The 21,078-nt window shown below is 67.7% G+C and carries 21 protein-coding genes; 9 read left to right on the top strand and 12 right to left on the bottom strand.

Annotated elements, in window-relative coordinates; translation table 11 throughout:
• Nucleotides 1–1,315, bottom strand: a 1,315-nt coding sequence (gene mtrB, locus GORHZ_RS26550; RefSeq protein ID WP_006338625.1) for an MtrAB system histidine kinase MtrB, incomplete at its 3' end; no start/stop codon positions are given.
• Nucleotides 1,312–1,989 (bottom strand): MtrAB system response regulator MtrA, encoded by a 678-nt coding sequence (gene mtrA / locus GORHZ_RS26545; protein ID WP_004023513.1) that lies wholly within the window; start codon nt 1,987–1,989, stop codon nt 1,312–1,314. The genes mtrA and mtrB, both read right to left, overlap by 4 nt.
• A gap of 113 nt (nt 1,990–2,102) precedes the next feature.
• On the opposite strand from mtrA, the gene GORHZ_RS26540 reads away from it, so the two are divergent.
• Nucleotides 2,103–2,738 (top strand): dTMP kinase, encoded by a 636-nt coding sequence (locus GORHZ_RS26540; protein WP_006338613.1) that lies wholly within the window; start codon nt 2,103–2,105, stop codon nt 2,736–2,738.
• A gap of 210 nt (nt 2,739–2,948) precedes the next feature.
• On the top strand, nt 2,949–3,422 hold the full coding sequence (locus tag GORHZ_RS26535; protein ID WP_051999095.1) for a Cif family virulence factor: 474 nt from the start codon (nt 2,949–2,951) through the stop codon (nt 3,420–3,422).
• A gap of 83 nt (nt 3,423–3,505) precedes the next feature.
• Here GORHZ_RS26535 and ahcY read toward each other — a convergent pair whose 3' ends face one another.
• The 8 genes from ahcY to GORHZ_RS26495 all read right to left on the bottom strand — a co-directional run bounded on the left by ahcY (nt 3,506) and on the right by GORHZ_RS26495 (nt 10,000).
• The gene (gene ahcY / locus GORHZ_RS26530; RefSeq protein WP_006338609.1) at nt 3,506–5,014 is read right to left on the bottom strand and encodes an adenosylhomocysteinase; all 1,509 of its coding nucleotides are present in this window, start codon (nt 5,012–5,014) and stop codon (nt 3,506–3,508) included.
• Between the two features lie 126 nt (nt 5,015–5,140).
• A complete protein-coding gene (locus GORHZ_RS26525) occupies nt 5,141–5,323 on the bottom strand; it encodes a methionine/alanine import family NSS transporter small subunit (RefSeq protein ID WP_006338607.1) in 183 nt (60 codons plus the stop codon).
• Entirely contained in the window at nt 5,320–6,864 is a 1,545-nt protein-coding gene (locus GORHZ_RS26520; protein ID WP_006338605.1) for a sodium-dependent transporter, read from the bottom strand. The genes GORHZ_RS26525 and GORHZ_RS26520 overlap by 4 nt, the downstream gene beginning before the upstream one ends.
• 124 nt (nt 6,865–6,988) lie before the next feature.
• Nucleotides 6,989–7,375, bottom strand: coding sequence for a cation efflux transmembrane domain-containing protein (locus GORHZ_RS26515; protein ID WP_083877450.1), 387 nt, complete (start codon nt 7,373–7,375; stop codon nt 6,989–6,991).
• A 147-nt stretch (nt 7,376–7,522) separates the two neighbouring features.
• Entirely contained in the window at nt 7,523–7,810 is a 288-nt protein-coding gene (locus GORHZ_RS26510) for a WXG100 family type VII secretion target (RefSeq protein WP_306302430.1), read from the bottom strand.
• 40 nt (nt 7,811–7,850) lie between these two features.
• A complete protein-coding gene (locus tag GORHZ_RS26505; RefSeq protein WP_006338591.1) occupies nt 7,851–8,165 on the bottom strand; it encodes a WXG100 family type VII secretion target in 315 nt (104 codons plus the stop codon).
• Nucleotides 8,166–8,297: 132 nt separating this feature from the next.
• Nucleotides 8,298–9,695 (bottom strand): hypothetical protein, encoded by a 1,398-nt coding sequence (locus tag GORHZ_RS26500; protein WP_006338589.1) that lies wholly within the window; start codon nt 9,693–9,695, stop codon nt 8,298–8,300.
• Nucleotides 9,692–10,000, bottom strand: coding sequence for a type VII secretion target (locus GORHZ_RS26495; RefSeq protein WP_006338587.1), 309 nt, complete (start codon nt 9,998–10,000; stop codon nt 9,692–9,694). Before GORHZ_RS26495 ends, GORHZ_RS26500 begins: the two co-directional genes overlap by 4 nt.
• Before the next feature lie 126 nt (nt 10,001–10,126).
• Here GORHZ_RS26495 and GORHZ_RS26490 point away from each other — a divergent pair, with 126 nt between their 5' ends.
• The gene (locus GORHZ_RS26490; protein ID WP_006338586.1) at nt 10,127–11,347 is read left to right on the top strand and encodes a CaiB/BaiF CoA transferase family protein; all 1,221 of its coding nucleotides are present in this window, start codon (nt 10,127–10,129) and stop codon (nt 11,345–11,347) included.
• 135 nt (nt 11,348–11,482) lie between these two features.
• A complete protein-coding gene (locus GORHZ_RS26485; protein WP_040533657.1) occupies nt 11,483–12,778 on the top strand; it encodes a MinD/ParA family ATP-binding protein in 1,296 nt (431 codons plus the stop codon).
• Nucleotides 12,779–12,793: 15 nt separating this feature from the next.
• On the opposite strand, the gene GORHZ_RS26480 is transcribed toward GORHZ_RS26485, so the two are convergent.
• The gene (locus GORHZ_RS26480) at nt 12,794–13,423 is read right to left on the bottom strand and encodes a DedA family protein (RefSeq protein ID WP_006338582.1); all 630 of its coding nucleotides are present in this window, start codon (nt 13,421–13,423) and stop codon (nt 12,794–12,796) included.
• Between the two features lie 331 nt (nt 13,424–13,754).
• Between GORHZ_RS26480 and GORHZ_RS26475 the strand changes: the two genes are divergently transcribed.
• Nucleotides 13,755–14,816 (top strand): alpha/beta fold hydrolase, encoded by a 1,062-nt coding sequence (locus GORHZ_RS26475; RefSeq protein WP_040533654.1) that lies wholly within the window; start codon nt 13,755–13,757, stop codon nt 14,814–14,816.
• Between the two features lie 45 nt (nt 14,817–14,861).
• The gene (locus GORHZ_RS26470) at nt 14,862–15,407 is read left to right on the top strand and encodes a TM2 domain-containing protein (protein ID WP_006338578.1); all 546 of its coding nucleotides are present in this window, start codon (nt 14,862–14,864) and stop codon (nt 15,405–15,407) included.
• 25 nt (nt 15,408–15,432) lie between these two features.
• Here the strand turns inward: GORHZ_RS26470 and GORHZ_RS26465 are convergent, their stop codons facing one another.
• Nucleotides 15,433–17,364, bottom strand: coding sequence for a sugar phosphate isomerase/epimerase and 4-hydroxyphenylpyruvate domain-containing protein (locus GORHZ_RS26465; protein WP_083877449.1), 1,932 nt, complete (start codon nt 17,362–17,364; stop codon nt 15,433–15,435).
• Nucleotides 17,365–17,589: 225 nt separating this feature from the next.
• Here GORHZ_RS26465 and GORHZ_RS26460 point away from each other — a divergent pair, with 225 nt between their 5' ends.
• Genes GORHZ_RS26460 through GORHZ_RS26450 form a run of 3 tightly spaced genes read left to right on the top strand, consistent with a single transcriptional unit; the run spans nt 17,590 to nt 20,629 of the window.
• Nucleotides 17,590–18,945 (top strand): MFS transporter, encoded by a 1,356-nt coding sequence (locus tag GORHZ_RS26460; protein ID WP_006338568.1) that lies wholly within the window; start codon nt 17,590–17,592, stop codon nt 18,943–18,945.
• 47 nt (nt 18,946–18,992) lie between these two features.
• Entirely contained in the window at nt 18,993–19,931 is a 939-nt protein-coding gene (locus tag GORHZ_RS26455; protein ID WP_006338566.1) for a shikimate dehydrogenase, read from the top strand.
• A 41-nt stretch (nt 19,932–19,972) separates the two neighbouring features.
• Nucleotides 19,973–20,629, top strand: coding sequence for a TetR/AcrR family transcriptional regulator (locus GORHZ_RS26450; protein ID WP_006338564.1), 657 nt, complete (start codon nt 19,973–19,975; stop codon nt 20,627–20,629).
• Nucleotides 20,630–21,078: the final 449 nt, after the last annotated feature.

The raw sequence follows: 21,078 nt of genomic DNA, 5'->3' as shown, positions 1-21,078 counted from the left end.
GCATCGTCAGCGTCACGGGTTTGCGCTCGCCGTGATCGATGGCGTTCGCGAGCAGGTTACGCAGAATCCGTTCGACCCGGCGCGGATCGATCTCGGCGATGACCGGTTCGGTGGGCAGATCCAGCACCAGTTCGGTGCCGGTCTCCTCGGCGAGATGGCTGACCGTGGCGAGTGCTCCATCGATGGGGATGGCCATGTCCATCCGTTCGGCCGCAAGTTCGGCGACACCGGCATCATGCCGGGAGATCTCGAGCAGCTCGTTCAGCAGCGTCTCGAACCGGTCGAGTTCCTTGTCGAGCAGTTCGACGGACCGCTTGCGGACGGGGTCGAGTTCGTCGCGCCCCTCGTAGAGCACGTCGCTGGCCATCCGGACGGTCGTCAGCGGGGTCCGGAGCTCATGGCTCACGTCAGAGGTGAACTGACGCTGCAGACCACCGAACTCCTCGAGATGCGTGATCTGTTTGGAAAGGCTCTCGGCCATGTCGTTGAACGACATGGCCAGCCGTGCCATGTCGTCCTCGCCGCGGACCGGCATCCGCTCTTTGAGTCGTCCGTCGGCGAACCGCACCGCGATCCGCGAGGCCGACCGGACCGGCAGCACGACCTGACGCGACACCAGCCACGCGATCGCAGCCAACAGCCCGAGCAGCACCACACCACCGGTCACGAGGGTGCCCCGCACCAGGTCGACGGTGTTCTGTTCGCTCGTCAACGGGAACACCAGATACAGCTCGAGTCCCGGCACCGACGCGTTGGTCGGGGTCCCCACGATGAGGGCCGGCTCGCGGCCGCCCGAGGCGGTCGGGATCGACGTGTACTGGTAGGCGACCTGCCCACCCTGCACCATGTTGCGCAGGTTTTCGGGGATCTCGGTGATCGGACCGACCCCGCTGTCGCCGCCGCCGTCCCCGGAACCAGGCACGATCAGCACCGTGTCGAAGGTGCCGACGGTGCCCGAACTGTCGGTGGTGTCGACATCACGATCGGTCAGCAACGACCTCGTCTGCCGGAGCCGGTTCTCCACCGACGTGTTCCCATCCGAACTCGACAGATCGCGTTCGACCGCGGAGCGGGCACGTTCGACCTCCTCGGTGGCCGCGGTCAACTTCACGTCGAGAAGACGGTCGGTGATCTGGCTGACCAGCACGAACACCAGGATGAGGATCACCACCAGCGACAGCAGCAGCGTCGAGACCACCACACGCAACTGCAGCGAGCGGCGCCAGATCCGCCCGAAGGCGCGTCCCATCCGGCGCACGGCACGACTGATCCTCCCGAAACCGCTGTTGACCCGGCGTCGGGGGCGACCGATCACGGCGGGCCGGCCTTGTAGCCGACCCCCCTCACCGTCAGGACGACCTCCGGATTCTCCGGGTCGGTCTCGACCTTGGCTCGCAGACGCTGGACATGCACGTTCACAAGTCTAGTGTCCGCCGGATGGCGGTAGCCCCACACCTGTTCGAGCAGGACATCGCGGGTGAACACCTGCCGCGGCTTGCGCGCCAGCGCGACCAGCAGGTCGAACTCGAGCGGCGTCAGCGAGATGGGCACTCCGTCGCGGGTGACCTTGTGCGCCGGCACGTCGATCTCCACCGGGCCGATCGACAGCAGTTCCGCGGGCTCCTCGTCGGTGCGGCGCAGTCGCGCCCGGACCCGTGCGACGAGTTCCTTCGGCTTGAACGGCTTGACCATGTAGTCGTCGGCACCGGATTCCAGGCCGAGGACGACATCGACGGTGTCGGACTTGGCGGTCAGCATCACGATCGGCACACCGGAGTCGGCTCGCAGGACGCGGCACACATCGATGCCGTTCATGCCGGGCAGCATCAGGTCGAGGAGCACCAGGTCGGGCCGAATCTCACGCACCGCGGTCAACGCCTGCGTCCCGTCCCCCACCACGAACGGCTCGAAACCCTCGCCCCGCAAGACGATCGTCAGCATCTCGGCGAGCGCGGCGTCGTCGTCGACGACGAGGATACGAGGCTTCATGATCCAATGGTGACACTTTCGTGACCCCTGCGCGGCGACGACGCGCCGAACCCGTTGCGACGCGCCCGATGACCTGGGCGGTCCGACCACCTCCTGCCGATACGATCGCCCGCGTGGGCCAACTCATTGCGGTCGAGGGACTCGACGGCGCCGGCAAGAACACACTCGTGACCGCGCTCGTCGATCACTGGCGGCGCAACGGCATGCGAGTGTGGACGGTGACCTTTCCCCGGTACGGCCGATCGGTCACCGCCGATCTCGCCTCCGAGGCCCTTCACGGTCGACACGGCGACCTGCGCGACAGCGTGTACGCGATGGCGCTGCTGTTCGCCCTCGACCGCGCCGACGCCGTCGACGAGATCCGTGAGGCACTCGCCGCGAACGATATCGTGCTCCTCGACCGCTACGTAGCGTCCAACGCCGCCTACAGCGCGGCACGGCTCGGCCAGGATGCCGGCGGCGAGATGGTCCGATGGGTCACCGAACTGGAGTACGGGCGTTTCGGGCTCCCGGTCCCCGACCGCCATGTGCTGCTCGGGGTGCCCGCCGAGGTGGCGATGCAGCGGGCGGCGGGCCGGGCGGCCCGCGACGCGACCCGTCCACAGGATCTCTACGAAAGCGATCAGGACCTGCAGTTCCGGGTGGATGCGGTCTACCGCCAACTGGCGCAGACGAACTGGATGTCGCAGTGGATGTCCACCGGCGACGAGGAGGCGGCCGAACTGGCCGTCCGTCTGTCGTCGGAATGAACGCCCGGCATCGCCTCGATGCCGACCACCTGCAGTTTCGCTAGCCTGATAGAACCCCGTCGCGGGAAGAAGGAACGTGCCATGACCTATCAGCCACCACCGGGTGGACCGGGGTTCGGCCCCTACCCCCCGTTCCCTCCGCCCCAGTTCCCCCCGCCACAGTTCCCTGCCCCACGGCCACAACGACGCCGGGGCGGGACCATCGCCGCGGTGATCGTCGGCATCCTCGCGCTGGTGCTGGGAGCGCTGGTCCTCGTCCTGGCCGTGCAGGCCAACGGATCCTCGGAGGGTGGCGTGGCGGGCCCGGGGTCGATGGCCACGGAGCCATCCGCCGGGGTGTCGGGCGGCGGAACGTCGGCCAATGCGGCCGAGCGCATCGCCATCCGGCTGGCGATGCAGAAGTTCGTCGACGCGGTGAACTCACGCGACGTTGCGCAGATCCAGGCCGCCGTGTGCAGTGTGGTGCGACCGCAGGTGACCGAACCCCTCGACATCACCGGCAACGTCGTCCTCGAAGAGCTGCGCGACGTCACGGTCACCGGTGACTCGGCCGCATCCACCGTCATCACCCATATCGAACTCGGCCAGCAACGCACCACATCCGAGCGCAACGACGAGGTCTTCGTCCGCGAGAACGGTTTGTGGTACGTCTGCCCGGGCGTCGAACCCGACATCGGAACCTAGTGCCTCCCCGACCACGTCGACCGTGCACACCCGGCGGTGTGCACGGTCGACGCTCTGACGGGGAGTGACGCGGTCGAGCTATCTCAGTACCGGTAGTGATCCGGCTTGTACGGGCCCTCGACGTCGACGTTGATGTACTCGGCCTGTTCCTTGGTGAGCTTGGTGAGGGTGCCGCCCAGCGCCTCGACGTGGATGCGCGCCACCTTCTCGTCGAGATGCTTCGGCAGGCGGTAGACCTCGTTGTCGTACTCGTCGTTCTTGGTCCACAGCTCGACCTGGGCGATCACCTGGTTGGAGAAGCTGTTGCTCATCACGAAAGACGGATGGCCGGTCGCGTTGCCCAGGTTGAGCAGACGACCCTCCGACAGCACCAAGATCGCCTTGCCGCTGTCGAAGATCCACTGGTCGACCTGGGGCTTGATGTTGATCCGCCGTGCGCCTGAACGTTCGAGGCCGGCCATGTCGATCTCGTTGTCGAAGTGACCGATGTTGCCCAGGATCGCCTGGTGCTTCATCCGCTGCATGTGCGCGAAGGTGATGATGTCCTTGTTACCGGTCGCCGTCACCACGATGTCGGCATCACCGATCGCGTCGTCGACGGTCACCACGTCGAAACCGTCCATCAGCGCCTGCAGCGCGTTGATCGGGTCGATCTCGGTGACCTGCACCCGGGCGCCCTGACCGGCCAACGACTCCGCGCAGCCCTTGCCGACGTCGCCGTAGCCGCAGATCAGCACCTTCTTGCCACCGATGAGCACATCGGTACCGCGGTTGATGCCGTCGATCAGCGAGTGCCGGGTGCCGTATTTGTTGTCGAACTTGCTCTTGGTGACCGAGTCGTTGACGTTGATCGCCGGGAAGGTGAGCTCACCGGCCGCCGCGAACTGATAGAGGCGCAGCACGCCTGTCGTGGTCTCCTCGGTCACACCCTTCACCGACTCGGCGATCACCGACCACTTGGACTTGTCCGCCTCGATGCTCGCGCGCAGCAGGTCGAGAAAGACCTTGTACTCCGCCGAGTGGTTCTCGTCGTCGGGCGGCACCACACCGGCCCTCTCGAATTCGGCACCACGCAGCACCAGCATGGTGGCGTCGCCACCGTCGTCGAGGATCATGTTGGCGGGCCCGGCTGCGACATTGACCCCGCTCGCTGCGCTCCTGGCGGTCGGCCAGGTCAGCATCTGTTCGGCGGCCCACCAGTACTCCTCGAGGGTCTCGCCCTTCCAGGCGAAGACCGACACGCCCTTCGGTTCGTCGGGAGTCCCGTGGGGACCCACGACGACGGCCGCAGCCGCATGATCCTGCGTCGAGAAGATGTTGCACGACGCCCAGCGCACCTCGGCGCCAAGTGCGACCAGGGTCTCGATCAGGACGGCCGTCTGCACCGTCATGTGCAGCGACCCCGAGATGCGCGCACCCTTGAGCGGCAGCACGTCCGCGTACTCGCGGCGCAGTGCCATCAGGCCGGGCATCTCGTGCTCGGCCAGACCGATCTCCTTGCGCCCGAAGTCGGCGAGCGACAGGTCGGCGACCTTGAAATCGATCCCGTTCTTGGTATCCACCGACGGGGCGGATCCGTCCACCAAAGTCATCTATTCCCCTTGTCCTGGGTCACCGTCGCGGGCGCGCGCATCCCCCGCCCACAGCCTTTTCGTGTCCGGTCATCAGGCTATCCTGCGACGCCACCAGACCCGCAGGCGAGGTTCCCAGGGCGGGGATCAGGTGTCGCGGGTGGGATGCGGGAAGTGCTCGCGCACGTAGTCGTCGCGCTTCAGATCCGGATCCTCGTAGGGCATATCGGTTTTTTCCGGACGTCTGCGCAGGAACACGATGCTCGTGGCAAGTCCACCCCACACGATGGAGATGGCGACGATCAGCATGACGATGGCGGTGGCGCTCATGATGCCTCCTTGTCCAGCGGCGGCCACGGGATGAACTCGGGATGATCCCGTCCCTTCCATGATGGAACGCTGAACACGATCGCCACCACCACCAGCAGCACGATCGTGCCCCAGCCGAACAGCCCGACGTACCAGCCGGGGTACCCCTCGTAGCCGTCCTGGATGAGCGAGACGACTTTCTGGATCAACATGATGGTCAGGAACGCCGGCGCGACACCGCCGATCAGGACCAGCCACCACTTGCCGAGTTGGAAGGTCGACACGGCGTTGAGGTGGCGGCGCAGCAGGTCCCCGTTTCGCACCACCCACACCACGAACACCGTCATCACGATCGCCGACGTGACGACCCCGAGGTTGTTGGCGAACTGATCGACGGTGTCGAGTGCGATCAGACCGGATGTGGTGGAGAACAGTGCCACCGAGATCAGGCCACTCACGCCGCCCACCAGGACCGCCGCCGGGATACGCCCCAGGCCGAACTTCTCCTGCAGCGCATTCGACACGCCGATCAACAGCGAGATGAGGGAGGTGAACCCCGCCACCACCAGGGATCCGAAGAAGACGACGCCGAACAACGTCGCGCCGGGCATCTCGGAGATCACCGCCGGAAAAGTGACGAAGGTCAGAATCGGGCCGCTCAGGCCTTCGAGGTCGGAGACCGCCACCTGCTGCTGATAGGCGAGGAAACCGAGGGCGCTGAACACCCCGATCCCGGCCAGGATCTCGAACGACGAGTTGGCGAACGCCACCACGAGACCCGACGTGGTCATGTTCGCCCTGCGCCGTTGGAAGGACGAGTAGGCGATCATGATGCCGAATGCGATGGAGAGGGAGAAGAAGATCTGACTGTAGGCCGCGATCCAGACGTCGAGATCGGTCAGTGCATCCCATTTCGGTGTGAACAGCGCGTTGAGTCCTTCGCTGGCGCCGGGCAGGGTGAGCGCCCGGATGACCAGACCGCTGAATCCGACCAGCAGCAGCGGAATGAACACGATGTTGACCTTCTCGACACCGCGCGAGACACCGAGACAGAGCACCGTGATCACCGAGAGCCAGACGATCACCAGGGGGACCGCGACATGGCCGACCACGGTGGTGGAGATCTCCGGATCGCCGACCTGCAGAAAGTCCTCGAGGAAGAAGGTCTGGCTGTCGTCGCCCCATTTGAGGGTGAACGAATACACGAAGTAGCTCATCGCCCACGCGATCACCGCCGCGTAGTAGACGCCGATGACGAAGAGCAGTCCGGTCTGGAACCAGCCGATGCCCTCGGCGTGGCGTCGCAAGCGACGAAACGCCAGGGGCGCGACGCCGCGCTCGCGATGGCCGATCGCATAGTCGAGGAACAGGATGGGGATGCCGGCGGTCAGCAGCGCCGCCAGGTAGGGGATGAGGAACGCGCCGCCGCCGCTCTCGTAGGCGACGCCGGGAAATCGCCAGATATTGCCCAGTCCGACAGCGGATCCGATGGCGGCCAGGATGAAACCACTGTTCCTCGTCCAGGTCTCCCGGGCCTCGGGCGCGGTGCTGATCTCGGTCACGGCTACCCTCCTGTCGACGTGTTGCCCGACGCTATCGCACAAGTGGCCGGCGGGACGACGAAATGACGGTGCCCGCGGTGTTCGGCCCGCTGGGTTCACCGACTGGGCTCGACGGGACCGGACGTCAGCGCGTCCCGCGGTCGATGTCCGGTTCGAGGTAGATGATCCGCGCCTGCGGTACCGCCGTCCGCACCCGCACTTCGGCTGCGTCGATGGTCTGCGCGATGGTGGTGGCGTCGGCGCTCGGCGGGATCGCGATCTTGGCGGCGACGAGCATCTCCTCGGGGCCGAGATACTGCGTCTTCATGTGGATCACGCGATCGACGCCGTCCGACGACATCGCAGCGAGCAGGGCACGCTCCTGATTCGAGGTGTCGGCGACCGAGTGCACGGCCTCGGCGAGCATCGACGACGACGTGGTGATCAGGAATCCGATGAATTTCGCCAACGCGATACCGGCATTGGCGAGCAACGCGGCGATGATCGCCCGCTTGGAGCCCTCGACTGACACGTTGTTCCTCCCGTTGCCCGCGCGCCGGACACCACGCGACGGATTCATCCGATTCCCACGCAGCCGAAACTCTACTGGCCGCGGTCACGGACGGCTCCCCGCCGCGGCACTGCCGCGGCGCGCGGGCGGGAGATCGCCTCGTGCGGGTTATACGCCGAAGGTGGCGCCGACGGCCCGATCGGTCGCCGCCATCGTCTCCGACGCGTGCGCCACCCCTCGGCCGAGCCCGTGGAGCCGGGTGCGGGCCTCCTCGAAGAGCCTGTCCCAGTGCCCCTGTGCGGCTTGATATGCCTCGGCGCCGCGCTGCGACGTCCAGTTGGCTCCGAGCCTGGTGACCTCGCTGCGGAGCTGATGCGACAACGCCTCCAGCGCCTGGAAGTGACGGTTCAGATCGCCGGATAGCGCTTCGAGACCGGCGAAGTCGTACCGGATCATGTCGGACATGGTGGGCCTGCCTTTCGTGACGGGTGGTCGATCAGATGTCGAGGGTGGGGCCGGCGGTCGCCGCGAGCATCGTGGCGTTACCGCCGTCGTCGTGGTCGTAGCCTTTGAACCCGGTGGCGAGTTTGGCCTCGATGTCGTTGAGCGCGGCCTGCAGTTTCGCCGCGGTCGCGCTCCAGTCACCCTGAGTGGAGTCGAAGGTCTTCGATGCCTGCCCGCTCCAGGTCGCCAGGCCGTTGAGCGCCGAGTTCTGGATCTGCCGCAGGATGCCGTGCATCTGCCCGACGATCCCGCTTATGGACGCCGACGACGCCTGCGCGGCGGCGACGTCGAGATTCAACCCTGTCATGGTGTTCCCTCCTTGTGTGGCGGCACCGCGCGGCGATGCCGGTTGGTATCCGCCTGTTCGGATACCGAGATCATTTCCGGCCCGACGCTCCACTGGTGCGTGAGTACCGGATTCGGCCGGGACCGTGCCTCCTCAGTCGCGATCGCCGCGGCGGACCGGCGCGTCGAGGTGTAACCCGATGTCCGGCAAGGGCGTATCCCGAACGTCTGATTCGTCGCCGAGGACAGCCGGCGCCACCTCCGACACCGCACCGATGACGCAGCGCCCGTTGAGTGAGGTCAGCAGGAAGCGGGGAATGTCGTGGCGGCCGTCGGACGCATCGGCCCGGGCCGGCCCCGCCATCCCCAACGGAGCCATCGGGGCCGGCGACGACGCGAACGGACCCGGGACCGTCGGGGCCCGTCCCGCCGACGACTGGGTGGCTCCGGACGATTCCACCGATTCGGGCGACAGGCCCGTGGAGATGGGTGGCGCGTACCCGGTTGCCGTCGCGGCGACCGTAAGCGGGCCGCCGGCGAGGGCGCTGCCGACGGGAGTACCGCCGGCGGCGGGCGCAATACGCCCCACGGGTCCGGGACGCGAAGTGTCGGCATGGCCGGCCGCCCCCGGGTCGACCACTCCCCCGTCCGGGCACCTGTCCGCGCCGGGCGTCGTCATCGGCCGCCCCACCGACTCCGACGACGACGGCAGGTCCAGCGAACCGAGGATCGGCGAGAGACCGCGCAGCAGCGTGCTCGCGATCCTCAACGGCGACCCGCCGACACCCTCGCCCGGTACGGGTGCATCGGTAATCGGTACGGGCGTACCATCCATTCGCATCGCGCCGGTCGGACCGAGCAACTCGCTGCGGGTGGCGGCCACCGCGGCGATGGCCTCGGCCAGCCCGTCGGCGACGAACCCGAGGACCGCGGTTTGACCGGCCGGGGTGGTGATGAGCGGGAGAGCGCCCGCGATCTTGCCGACGGTGGCGGCGACGATACACGCCACCCTTGCCGACCCCGCGGCGACAATGTCGGCAGCGGCGCCGACGTCGACCGAGATCCGCATACTCTGGGCCGACACGGCGCGCGTGTCGGCGGAGATCTGGGTCGACTTGTCCACGGCCGCAGCCGATGCCGCGCCGGTCCAGAGTGTGTCGAGTGCCTCGAGGGCGTCCGCGCTCATTGCGGTCGTCGCCTCGAGGACCTTCGCCAGTCCGGCGAAGACCGTGGCCGGATCAACCTCGGCCGAGGCCAGGTCTCCGGTCCCGAAGCAGCCGAGCAGGTCGGTCAGCGGTTTGATCAGTGCCTCGAGGTCGATCGCGGGCAGCACCGGCAGGCCCGGTGGCGGCGGGAGCGATGACGGGAGCGCCGGTAAGGACGGCAACCCGTGCCCGGTGAGAACCTCGGCGACCGATCGGTCGACGATCGACGACAGCGGACAGGCCTCGGCCGGCTCCCGACTCGGCGTGTCCGCCGTCGCCGAGTCGGGCCCGGCGGCGGAACTTTCGTCGGAGTCACCGGCCACACCGTCGTCGCAGGTGTCGGTCATCGGGTGGTGCCGATCGCGGCGCCCGCGGCGTGATCGGCGGCGACGAAGGCCGCGAGCCCGGCCCGGGTGGCCGCCGCGGTCGCAGTATGGACCGCCGCGAGCTCGCCGACCGCCGTGAGGTGATGTGTCTGCGCCGCGGCGAACGCGGCCACGAACTCCTGCCCGATGACACCGAACACACCGGCCATCGCCGCCGTGGTGGCCGCGGCGCGGATCGAACCCGCAGCACCCACCGTGGTCGCCATCGCGGCGTGGGCCGCCCCGAACGCCTCGAGAGCCTCGGGCGTCACCGTCAGATTCCCCATTGCCGTCCCTCCCCACTACCACCCCGTGCGGTCCTGCGGGGTGTGTGGCATTTGGACGCGGCGACGACGTGATCGGTTCCACCACCCCTGCTCCATCCCGGATCGGTCATCGACGATGCTGGGAGGGTGACGCACATCGACGATTCACCCGGGGGCGCGCTCGACGGGGTCCGCGTCCTGGAACTGGGCACCCTCATCGCAGGCCCGTTCGCGGGACGACTGCTCGGCGACATGGGCGCGGAGGTCATCAAGATCGAGGCGCCCGGAAAGCCGGATCCGATCCGGACATGGGGACAGGCCGAGAAGGACGGGCACCGCGTCTACTGGACCGTGCACGCGCGCAACAAGAAGGCCATCACCCTCGACCTGCGCGCGCCGGCCGGTCGCGACATCTTCCTCGACCTCGTCGAGCGTTCCGACATCATCGTCGAGAACTTCCGTCCCGGCACGCTCGAGCGCTGGGACCTCGGCTACGACGTGCTCGCCGCGCGCAATCCGGGCATCATCCTGGCGCGGGTCTCCGGCTACGGGCAGACGGGCCCGGCGGCGGGTCGGGCCGGGTACGCGTCGGTGGCCGAGGCGGAGAGCGGATTGCGCTATCTGAACGGCTATCCGGGCGAGGCACCACCCCGGTTGGCACTGTCGCTCGGGGACACTCTCGCCGGCATGTTTGCCACGCAGGGCGCCCTGGCCGCGCTCTATCGGCGCACGGTGACCGGCGTCGGCCAGGTCGTGGACACCGCGCTGACCGAGGCCTGCCTTGCCGTGCAGGAATCGACGATCGCCGACTACGACCTCGCCGGCGTGGTCCGCGGACCATCGGGCACCCGGCTCGACGGCATCGCGCCGTCGAACCTCTACTCGGCGTCGGACGGCCTGCGCGTGGTGATCGCGGCCAATCAGGACACCGTGTTCCGGCGACTGTGCGCGGCCATGGACCAACCGGACCTGGCCACCGATCCGCGCTTCGCCGACCACCACGCGCGGGGCGTCAACCAGGACGAACTCGACGACATCATCGCCGAGTGGGCCGCTCGGCACACCAGCACCGAATTGATCGAGATTCTCGGCGCCGCCGGCGTGGTCGTCGGTCCGGTGAACACCGTGGCCGAGGTGGTGCGCGACCCGCAGATGCTGGCCCGCGACATGCTCGTCCCCCATCACGACGAACGGCTGGGTCGCGATGTGTTGGGACCCGGCATCGTCCCGAAGCTGTCGGCCACCCCGGGGCGGGTGGCCACCGCGGGCCCGCCGCGCCCCGGCACGCACAACGACGAGGTCTATCGGGGGCTTCTCGGCCTCGACGGCGACCGTCTCGCGAAGCTCACCGACGAAGGTGTCATCTGAGGGCAGGTCAGACGCTCAGTGCGGGCGCGGGGGCCCGAGACGATCACCGTCGCAGAGCCCCGGACCCCGGTAGACTCGCCACAACGGGCGCTCGGCGCCGACGACGACGGATCCGCAAGGGGAACGGTTTTCCGCATGACGCCCGACGACTCCGAGAACACGGAGAAGCCCGCCGTGCCGCCACCGCCTCCCTGGCTGCAGTTCGCCGACCCCGAACCCGAACCTCCGCGGCCGGGTGAGCAGGATCGGCAAGTCCCGACCGGCCCGCACGGTCACCCCGGGAAGGCGTATGCCTGGCCCCCGCATCCGAGGCCGCCACACCCTGGACCACCACCCCCGCCTCCGAGTCAAGCGGCACCCGGCGCGGCGCCCCCGCCTCCCGCGCCACCCTGGCCTCCGCAGTCCCCACCGCCACCCCAGTCACCACCCCCGCCGATCCCGCAGTTCGGTCGGCCGCCGGGTAGCCCGGCCGGCCCGTCACTCGACGAGGTCGCCCTCATCCGCAAGGCACGCCGCGCACCGAGCCGTGGCTGGCGGCGTGCCGTCCACACCATGTCCGGCGGCGCGATCAATCCGGGGGAGTCGGCCGGCGACATCGAGTACCACCGGCTGCTCGAGCGTGTCCGCCAACCTGTTCGCGGGGACTACCGGATCGCGGTCCTGTCGCTGAAGGGCGGGGTCGGGAAGACCACCACGACGGTGGGTCTCGGGTCGACCTTCGCGACGCTGCGGGGGGACCGGGTCATCGCGGTGGATGCGAACCCGGACCTGGGGACGCTCGCCCAACGCGTGCCGCTGCAGACCCGGTCGACCGTGCGCGACCTGCTCGCCGACCCGAACGTCCATCGATACTCCGATGTCCGCGCACACACCTCACAGTCACCGAGCCGACTCGAGGTGCTGGCCTCCGAACGCGATCCGGCGCAGGCCGAGGCGTTCAGCGAGGACGAGTACCGCGGAGTGATCCGCATCCTTCAGCGGTTCTACAACATCATCATCACCGACTGCGGTACCGGCCTGAGCCACTCGGCGATGAACGGCGTCCTTGACCTGGCCCACTCGATCATCCTGGTCAGCTCGCCGGCGCTGGACGGCGCACGCAGCGCCGGCGCAACGATGGATTGGCTAGCGGCGCACGGTTTCGGACACCTGGTGTCGCGCGCGGTGGTTGTGCTCAGTTCGTCGCGGCCGGGTTCGTCGACGATCGACACCGATCAGCTGGCGCAGCATTTCCTCACCCGCTGCCGCGCGGTCCATCGGATCCCGTTCGACGATCACCTCTCCGAGGGCGCCGATGTCGACCTGGATCTGCTCTCCAAGCAGACCCGGCGCGCCTTCACCGAATTGGCCGCCACGATCGCCGACGATTTCGCGACCCTCCCGATGCAGCGCGACCAACCGATGCGGCGCGACGAGCGGTTCGGCCCGTAGGGAACGAGCGTGCCTTCAGGCCTCCGATTCCCCGACGGTACTGCGCCGCGCCCCCCACCACCTGCGGATGAGGTGGACGGCGGTGGGGACCACCACGGTCAGAACCGACGCGATGATGAACAGCTCGATGTTGTCGCGGATCAGGTCCACCTGCCCCAGGAAGTAGCCGAGCAGGATGATGCCCGCCGCCCACGTCACGCTGCCGAGCACGCTGAACAGCGTGAACACGCGGTAGCGCATCCCGCTGAAACCGGCGACCAAGGGCGTCAGGGTCCGCACGATGCCGATGAACCGTGCGAAGAAGACCGTCAGCGCGCCGTAGCGTTCGAAGTACCGATGGGTGCGGGCCAGCGGCTCCGGGCCGATCCACCGCATCAGCTTGCCCTCGACGACACCGGTACCGATACGCCGGCCGATCACATAGCCCACCTGGTCGCCGACGATCGCGGCCAGCGGCACCGCGAGACACAGCAGCCACAGCGGTGCGAACGGATCGGGTTGCGCGGCGAAGACCCCGGCGGTGAACAGCACCGAGTCGCCGGGGAAGACGAAACCGATGAGCAGCCCGGTCTCGACGAAGATCAGCAGACACAGCCCGACCAGCCCGCCGGTCATGAGGAACGTGTCGACGTCGAACGGGTTCATCGACTCCAGCCTAGCCAGCCGAACAAGCCCGCCCTGCAGCCCAGACCCCGCGTCCGACCTGCGTCGAATGGAGTTCACGCGGTGGACATCTCGTCGCTGGACGCCGTTGCCATGCAGTCCGCGCCCGCAGGCGCCGACAGGCGCCGGTCGTGAGGAGACCTTACGTTAACTCAATGCAACATAGTCGGCAGAACGTGCCAATCTGCGGTTTACTCGGAGGCCAGAATGCCGACACCCCTGCCTGGGGGACGACGACACATCACGCCGCCGTGATGACGAGGAGGCCACCGTGTCCGGAACCACGCGCCCACCCGAATCGGGTCCGCGAACCGTGAAACGCAGCGCCAAGTCCACCAAGGGACCGGCACTGCGTCCGGTCACCGACACCGAGGTCCGCGTCGAATACCACACCATTCACGGTTACCGCCGCGCCTATCGGATCGCCGGCAGCGGTCCGGCGCTCCTGCTCATCCACGGCATCGGCGACAATTCGTCGACCTGGGACGACGTGATCCCGATCCTGGCCCAGCACTACACCGTGATCGCCCCGGATCTCCTCGGCCACGGCAGGTCGGAGAAGCCACGCGCCGACTACTCGGTCCCCGCGTTCGCCAACGGCATGCGCGATCTGCTCGTGGTCCTCGGGTATCCGCAGGTCACCGTCGTCGGCCATTCGCTCGGTGGCGGTGTGGCCATGCAGTTCTGCTATCAGTTCCCCCGCTTCGTCGAACGCCTGGTCCTCGTGGCCGCCGGCGGCGTGACCCGCGACGTCCACCCGGCGCTGCGACTCGTGACGACGCCGGTCGCGCATGAGATCCTGACCCTGCTGCGTATCCCCGGAGTGGTCCCGGTGCTGCGTACCGGCGCCCGCGCGCTCGCCGCGGCACCTCACGTGCCGGGCATTCCGTCCGGCATCTCCCCGCGGCGCATGCTCAACGATCACGAGGACCTGATGCGCGTCCTCGGCGACCTCGCCGACCCGACGGCGTCGTCGGCGTTCCTGCGGACCCTGCGCGCGGTCGTGGACTGGCGCGGCCAGGTCGTCACGATGATGGACCGCGCGTACCTGACCGAGCGACTGCCGGTGCTGCTGATCTGGGGCGAGGAGGACACCGTCATCCCCTATCACCACGCGCAGCTGGTGCACGCGGCGATCCCGCACTCCGAACTCGAGACCTTCCCCGGGTGCGGCCATTTCCCCTTTCACGCCGACCCTGAGCGATTCACCCGGATCGTCATCGATTTCATCGAACGCAACGAGGCGGTGGTCTTCGACCCCCAGAACTGGCGGACGCTGATGAGCGAAGGCCAGCGTCCCGAGGAGTTCACCGGGGACGAGGAGACCGTGGAGGCGGTGCTCGAAGCACTCGAGGACGAGCGCAGCGCGACGTGACATCGGCCCACCGCCGGATCGCCCGATACGTGCGATGATGTGCCCATGAGCTACCCCGGACAGCCGCCCGACGACCCGAATCAGCCGCCGTCCGGGTCACCGTACGGTTCGTCCGACCAGGGCGGACCGAACGCCGGGTGGCAGAGCGGCGGGTGGCAGAGTGCGCCACCCCCTTCGGCAGATCCGTATGCGCAGCAAAACCCCTATGGCGGACCGAATCCGTATGCCCAGCCGTATGGCGGCGCGCCGATGGGACCGCAGCAGCCCTACCCCATGCCCTATCCGGGTTTCGATCCCTACGCCCCGTACGGCCGCGACCCCATGACGGGTCTGCCGTACTCGGACAAGTCCAAGGTGGCCGCGGGGCTCCTGCAGATCTTCCTGGGCGGCTTCGGGGTCGGGCGGTTCTACATCGGCGACAACCAGATCGGCGGCATCCAGCTCGGCCTGACCATCCTCGGCTGGATCACCGCGATCTTCATCGTTGGGTTGTTCATCGTCGCGGGTGTCAGTCTGTGGGCGCTCATCGACGGCATCATGATGCTCACCGGTAGCGTCAAGGACAAGAACGGACTCCCACTGCGATCGTAGGGATCTCCCCGACCGTCGCCGACCCTCACACCTCGGCGACGGCCCGCCGATGCAGTTCCGCGGCAACCCGGACCGCCGAGTTCGCCTCGCCGTAGCCCCGGTACCCTCCGCGCCGGCAGACGACCTCGAAGAACAGGTCCTCCCCGATCGTCGGGGTGAAGAAGTGGAAGAACTCCCCGCCGTCGGCGTCCGCGTCGTAGAGGATGCCGAGGCTACGCATGCCGTCGATCATGGTGTCGGACAGGTCGAATCGGGCCGCCAGGTCGTCGTAGTAGTTGTCGGGGATGGACAAGGCGCGCAACCCCCGCGCCCGGCACGCACGTGCGGTCTCGACGATGTCGGCGCACTCGAACGCGACATGGGTGAGACCTCCGCGGCGTCGTAGCGGGCCCCTGGTGTCGAGCTGGTTCGGCACCAGCGAGGCGACGATGCGCACGGTGGCACCCGACGAGGTCGGCATCGTCAGCGCCTGACTGCGCATGGTGCCGACGGCGTCGGGGAGGTCGAGCCCGTCGTCGACACTCATCCCGAAGACCGAGCGCAACAGCAGCATCGCACCCTCCCAGTCGGCGGTGCCTATGCCGATACCGACGTGATCGACGCCGGTGACCAGACTCGCCGGTTCGACCGTTCGGCGAGGCACCAGGTCGAATCGTTCCTGCCAGTCTGCGGCGGACGCCTCGGCGCGCAGGTCGATCGCGAGGGTGTCGGTGACATCGAGACGGACGACCTCGTCGGCGTTTCCGTCCGTACCGGGCGCCGAGACCGGGGCGACCGGTACGTCGTAGGCCGCCGCACGCTGCGCCCAGGACGCCGGATGGTCGCTGCGCACCCCGATCTGGGCAATCGTCGGCATGTCGGGGTCGACCCCGGGCGCTGTCCACACCGTGCCCGCGGTCGGGTCGACGACGACGGCGAGCCCCGCGTCGCGGTAGAGCTGCAGACCGGTCCCGCTGTCCACACCCTGAAGATCGAATCCGATGTGCGACAACGTCTCTGCAACCTTCGGCGCCAGCACGGGACCGGCGGCCACGCGCACCGAGACAACCGAGCCGGCGTCGGGCGAGTCGGTATCGGGCGAGCCGGCACCGAGTTCGGAGAGGTAGCGGAGCGACCGATGCGCGTCCCGCGCGGTGCGGGTCGGGTCCGCGTGCCGGAAGATGTCACTGAACACCTCGAGCGACCACGGCCCGTCGTAGCCGGCCGCCTGCACCGATCGGATGAACCCGCCGAGGTCGAAATTTCCCTGCCCGGGCAGGCATCGGTGGTGCCGACTCCACTGCAGGACATCCATGCTCATCATCGGCGCGTCGGCGAGCTGCAGGAAGAAGATCGACCCCGGCGCGAGGTCGGCGATCGCCGACGGGTCGTCGCCGCGGGAGAGGATGTGGAAGCTGTCGAGGCAATTGCCGAGGGCCGGATCGTCGACGGTCGCGACGAGGCGCGCGGCATGGCGATAGTCGCTCACGTGGGCGCCCCACGCGAGCGCCTCGTACGCGATGCGCTTCCCCCGGCGTCGGGCGATCGCCGCGGCCGCCGCCAACTGATCCGACAGCCGCGCATCGTCGGTGACCGCGTCCGCCGACGGCGACGAACAGACCAGGAGCAGGTCACACCCCAGCTGATCCATCAGATCGAACTTGCGTTCCAGACGTATGAGATTGCGGGCGAACCGGCCCGGATCCACGCTGTCGAGATCCCGGAAGGGTTGGTAGAGGTCGATCGTGAGTCCTCGCTGGGCGACGGTTCGCGCCAGTTCGTCCGGCCGGGCCGCCGACGCGATCAGGTCCGGCTCGAAGATCTCCACCCCGTCGAATCCCGCCGCGGCCGCCGCGTCGAGCTTCTCGCTGAGCGTCCCCGACAGGCACACGGTCGCGATGGACGTGCGCGGCAACGCTCCGGCACGACCTGCCGTCGTCGCTGTGGTGGCCGTGGTGGTTGTGCTGGCTGTGGTCATCGTCATCCTCCGGTAGTGACGCCCGACACGATGCGACAGAATGTACCAAACGGTACATTCGTTCGTCCATGATCCGGACAAAACATACAGAAGAGCGTGACATCTACCTGCGATTTTCCAGAATTTATGAACTATCTGGTTAGTTGTCTTGACGCGAGCAAGACTGCTTTGTACTCTCAGTCACACACCGCCTGAGCGGTGGCCCCCACCACATCTGGAGGACCGATGACCACCACCCACGACCTGCCGGCACCCGCGCCGCGCAAGGCCGCGCTGGCCAGCTTCATGGGCAGCCTGGTCGAGTACTACGACTTCTTCATCTTCGGCACCGCGTCAGCGCTGGTGTTCAACAAGATCTTCTTTCCCGAATTCAGCTCCGGCGCAGGAACTCTCGCAGCCTTCGCCACCTTCGGTATGGCCTACGTGGCCCGCCCGATCGGCGCGGTGGTGCTCGGACACTTCGGTGACCGCATCGGCCGCCAACGCGTGCTGGTCTTCACCCTCGTGTTGATGGGGCTGTCGACCTTCCTGATCGGCTGCCTGCCCGACTACAACACCATCGGTATCGCCGCCCCGATCGCTCTCGTGGTGCTGCGCCTGATGCAGGGCCTGTCGGCCGCGGGCGAACAGTCCGGGGCGAGCTCACTGACCGTGGAACACGCCGATTCGGGTAAACGCGCCTTCTATGCGAGCTGGACACTCAACGGCACCCAGGCCGGCCTGCTGGTGGGAACGTTGACCTTCATCCCGGTCGCCGCACTTCCCGACGACATCCTGCTGAGCTGGGGCTGGCGCGTTCCGTTCCTGTTCAGCGCGGTCGTGATGGCCATCGCCTACATCATTCGCCGGTCGCTGCCGGAGACCCCGGTCTTCGAGAAGGTCAAGGACGCCGAAGGCGTCTCCGACATCCCGCTCCTGGTCCTGCTGCGCTTCCACTGGCGGGCCCTGCTGCGCGTGATCCTGTGCGCGACGGTCTCGGTGATGAGCACCCTGTTCTCCACTTTCGCACTGAAGTACGCCACCGACGACTTCGAGGTGACCAAGAGTTCGATGCTGCTGATCAGCGTCATCGCCAACCTGGTCATGCTCGTCAGCCAGCCGCTGTGGGGTATCGCGGCCGACCGGATCGGACGCAAGCCGGTCTTCCTGGGCGGCGCGATCGGATGCGCCGTGCTGGCCTTCCCCTACCTTGCGATCATCACCACCGGCTCGTTCTGGGCCATCCTGTTCGCAACCCTGGTCATCCAGTCCGTCGTGTACGCCGCGGCCAACGCCATCTGGCCGTCGTTCTACTCCGAGATGTTCCCAGCGCGGGTCCGCTACTCCGGTGTCGCCATCGGCACCCAGCTCGGCTTCATGGCCAGCGGGTTCCTGCCGCTCATCGCCTCGGCGATCCTCGGTGAGGGACAGCTGGGGTGGCTCCCGGTCGCGATCGTCGTCGCCGCCTTCTCACTGATCGCCGCGATCGCCGCGGCCACCGCGAAGGAGACCCACAAGACCGACACGATGGCGCTGGGCGAGAACGGTGCCGGCACCGCGCGGACCGCACCGGCCACCGAGTTATCCCCCGCCACCGTCTGACGGTTCCCCTGCCCGATCACCGCACTCCACTACGAAGGACACCGACGATGTTCGACTCCGAATTCGCCACCGCCACAAGCCGAGTCAACGACGGAGCCGTGGTCTGCGCGTTGATTGGGCAGGGGATCTCCCGATCCCTGACCCCGCCGATGCACGAGCGTGAAGCCGCCGCGCAGGGCATCGACTACACCTACCTGACCCTCGATGTCCCGGCAGCGGCGGTCTCGCTCACCGACCTCGCCGAGCTCATCGACCGGGCCCGCGCCGCCGGGCTGCGCGGCCTCAACGTGACCCACCCCTTCAAGCAGCGGATCATCGGCCACCTCGATCAGCTCTCCCCCGACGCAGAACGTCTCGGTGCAGTGAACACCGTGGTGTTCGACGGCGAGCACACCGTCGGCCACAACACCGACTGGTCCGGTTTCGCCCGCAACTTCGATCTGCACTTCGGCGCCGAGAGCACCGACCCGGTCGAGCGGGCGCGTGTGGTACAGCTCGGCGCCGGCGGTGCCGGATCGGCGGTTGCCTACGCGATGCTGAGCCGTGGCGTCGAGAGCTTCCACCTCGTCGACGCCGACCTGGCCCGCGCCACCGCTCTCGCCGGGAACCTGCGCACACTGTTCCCCGCCGTCGAGATCACCGCCGGCGCCACCGACGACGCGCCCGACCACATCATCCGGGCAGACGGTCTCGTCCACGCCACCCCGGTCGGCATGGCCGCGCATCCCGGGATGGCAGTTCGGCCTTCGGTCCTGCGCAGCGACCTCTGGGTCGCCGAGGTGGTCTACCGTCCGGTGATCACGCGACTGATCGCGGCCGCGCGGGCCGTCGGCGCACGCACGCTGACCGGTGACGGAATGGCCGTTCACCAGGCCGTGGACGCGCTTCGTCTGTTCACCGGTCTCGAGCCCGACGCCGATCGCATGACCCGCCACATCGGCGAGCTCATCGCCGCCGAGGACGATGACCTGGCCCGGTCCGCGTGACGGCCGCGGCACCACGATGTACGAACGATAGAGTTCATACCGTGACCACCGAGGCCGTCCGCCGGCGCGATGCCGACCGCACCAAGGCGAATATCGTCGCCGTGGCGACGAAGGAGTTCGCGAACAAGGGCTATGCCGGAGCCCGCGTCGACGAGATCGCCGCGAAGACGCACACGACCAAGCGGATGATCTACTACTACTACGGCGACAAGGACGGGCTCTACCAAGCGGTCCTCGAGGCCTCATACGGCAAGATCCGCCGGCTCGAACAGCGCGTGTCACACGTCGAGGACGACCCGGTAACCGCGATCCGACGGCTCGCCGAGATCACCTTCGACCACCACGACCGCAACCCCGACTTCATCCGCATCGTCGCCGGCGAGAACATCCTCAAGGGTGTACACATCAAGAACGCGACGTCGGTGCAGGAACTCGGCAGTCCGGCCGTGGACATCCTCGGCCGCATCCTGGAGGTCGGGCGTGCCCGCGGACTGTTCCGCGATGACGTCGACGCCCTCGATATCCACCTCGTGATCAGCAGCTTCTGTTTCTTTCGAGTGGCCAACCGCTATACGTTCAAGACGCTCTTCGGCCGCGACCTCACCGCTGCGGACCAGCGGGCCACACAGCGGAAGATGCTGGGCGACATGGTCGTCGCCTATCTGACCGACCTAGACCACGCGGCCGATCCCGACTGAGCCCGCTCCTCCCCGACAGCACCCGAAATCCGGCCGACAGCAACCGACTCCCCGCCGACAGCATCGGGTTCGATGTCGAACGCATCGACATCTGTTCTCGCGCAACGTCAATTCATCGTGTGCACCACGAGTCGGGCTATCGATACGATGTGCGGTCCATCAGCCCTCGTACTCGACGATGATTCTCGTGCGGTCTTGGAGTCGTGGACTCGGTGGGCAACGAGGGCTGCCGAGATGACTTTGAACTAGCCCGCTACGCGTGTCTCGCCGATCGACGCACGGGCGGATTTGCAGTCGTGGCTTCGGTCGACGACGGGGGCACCATCTCCCCAACCCCCATCGCGCCATGTAGATGAATTCCCTTTCGGGACTTTGGATGCGACGGCAGGTCCCGCGCACTCCTCGGCGAGATTTCGGGTGCCGTCGGCGAGATTTCGGGTGCCGTCGGC

The sequence above is a fragment of the Gordonia rhizosphera NBRC 16068 genome (assembly GCF_000298195.1).
Classification (GTDB): Bacteria; Actinomycetota; Actinomycetes; order Mycobacteriales; family Mycobacteriaceae; genus Gordonia; species Gordonia rhizosphera.
The sequence above is the reverse complement of the archived record's forward strand: the minus strand, read 5'-3'. Positions and strand labels throughout refer to the sequence as shown.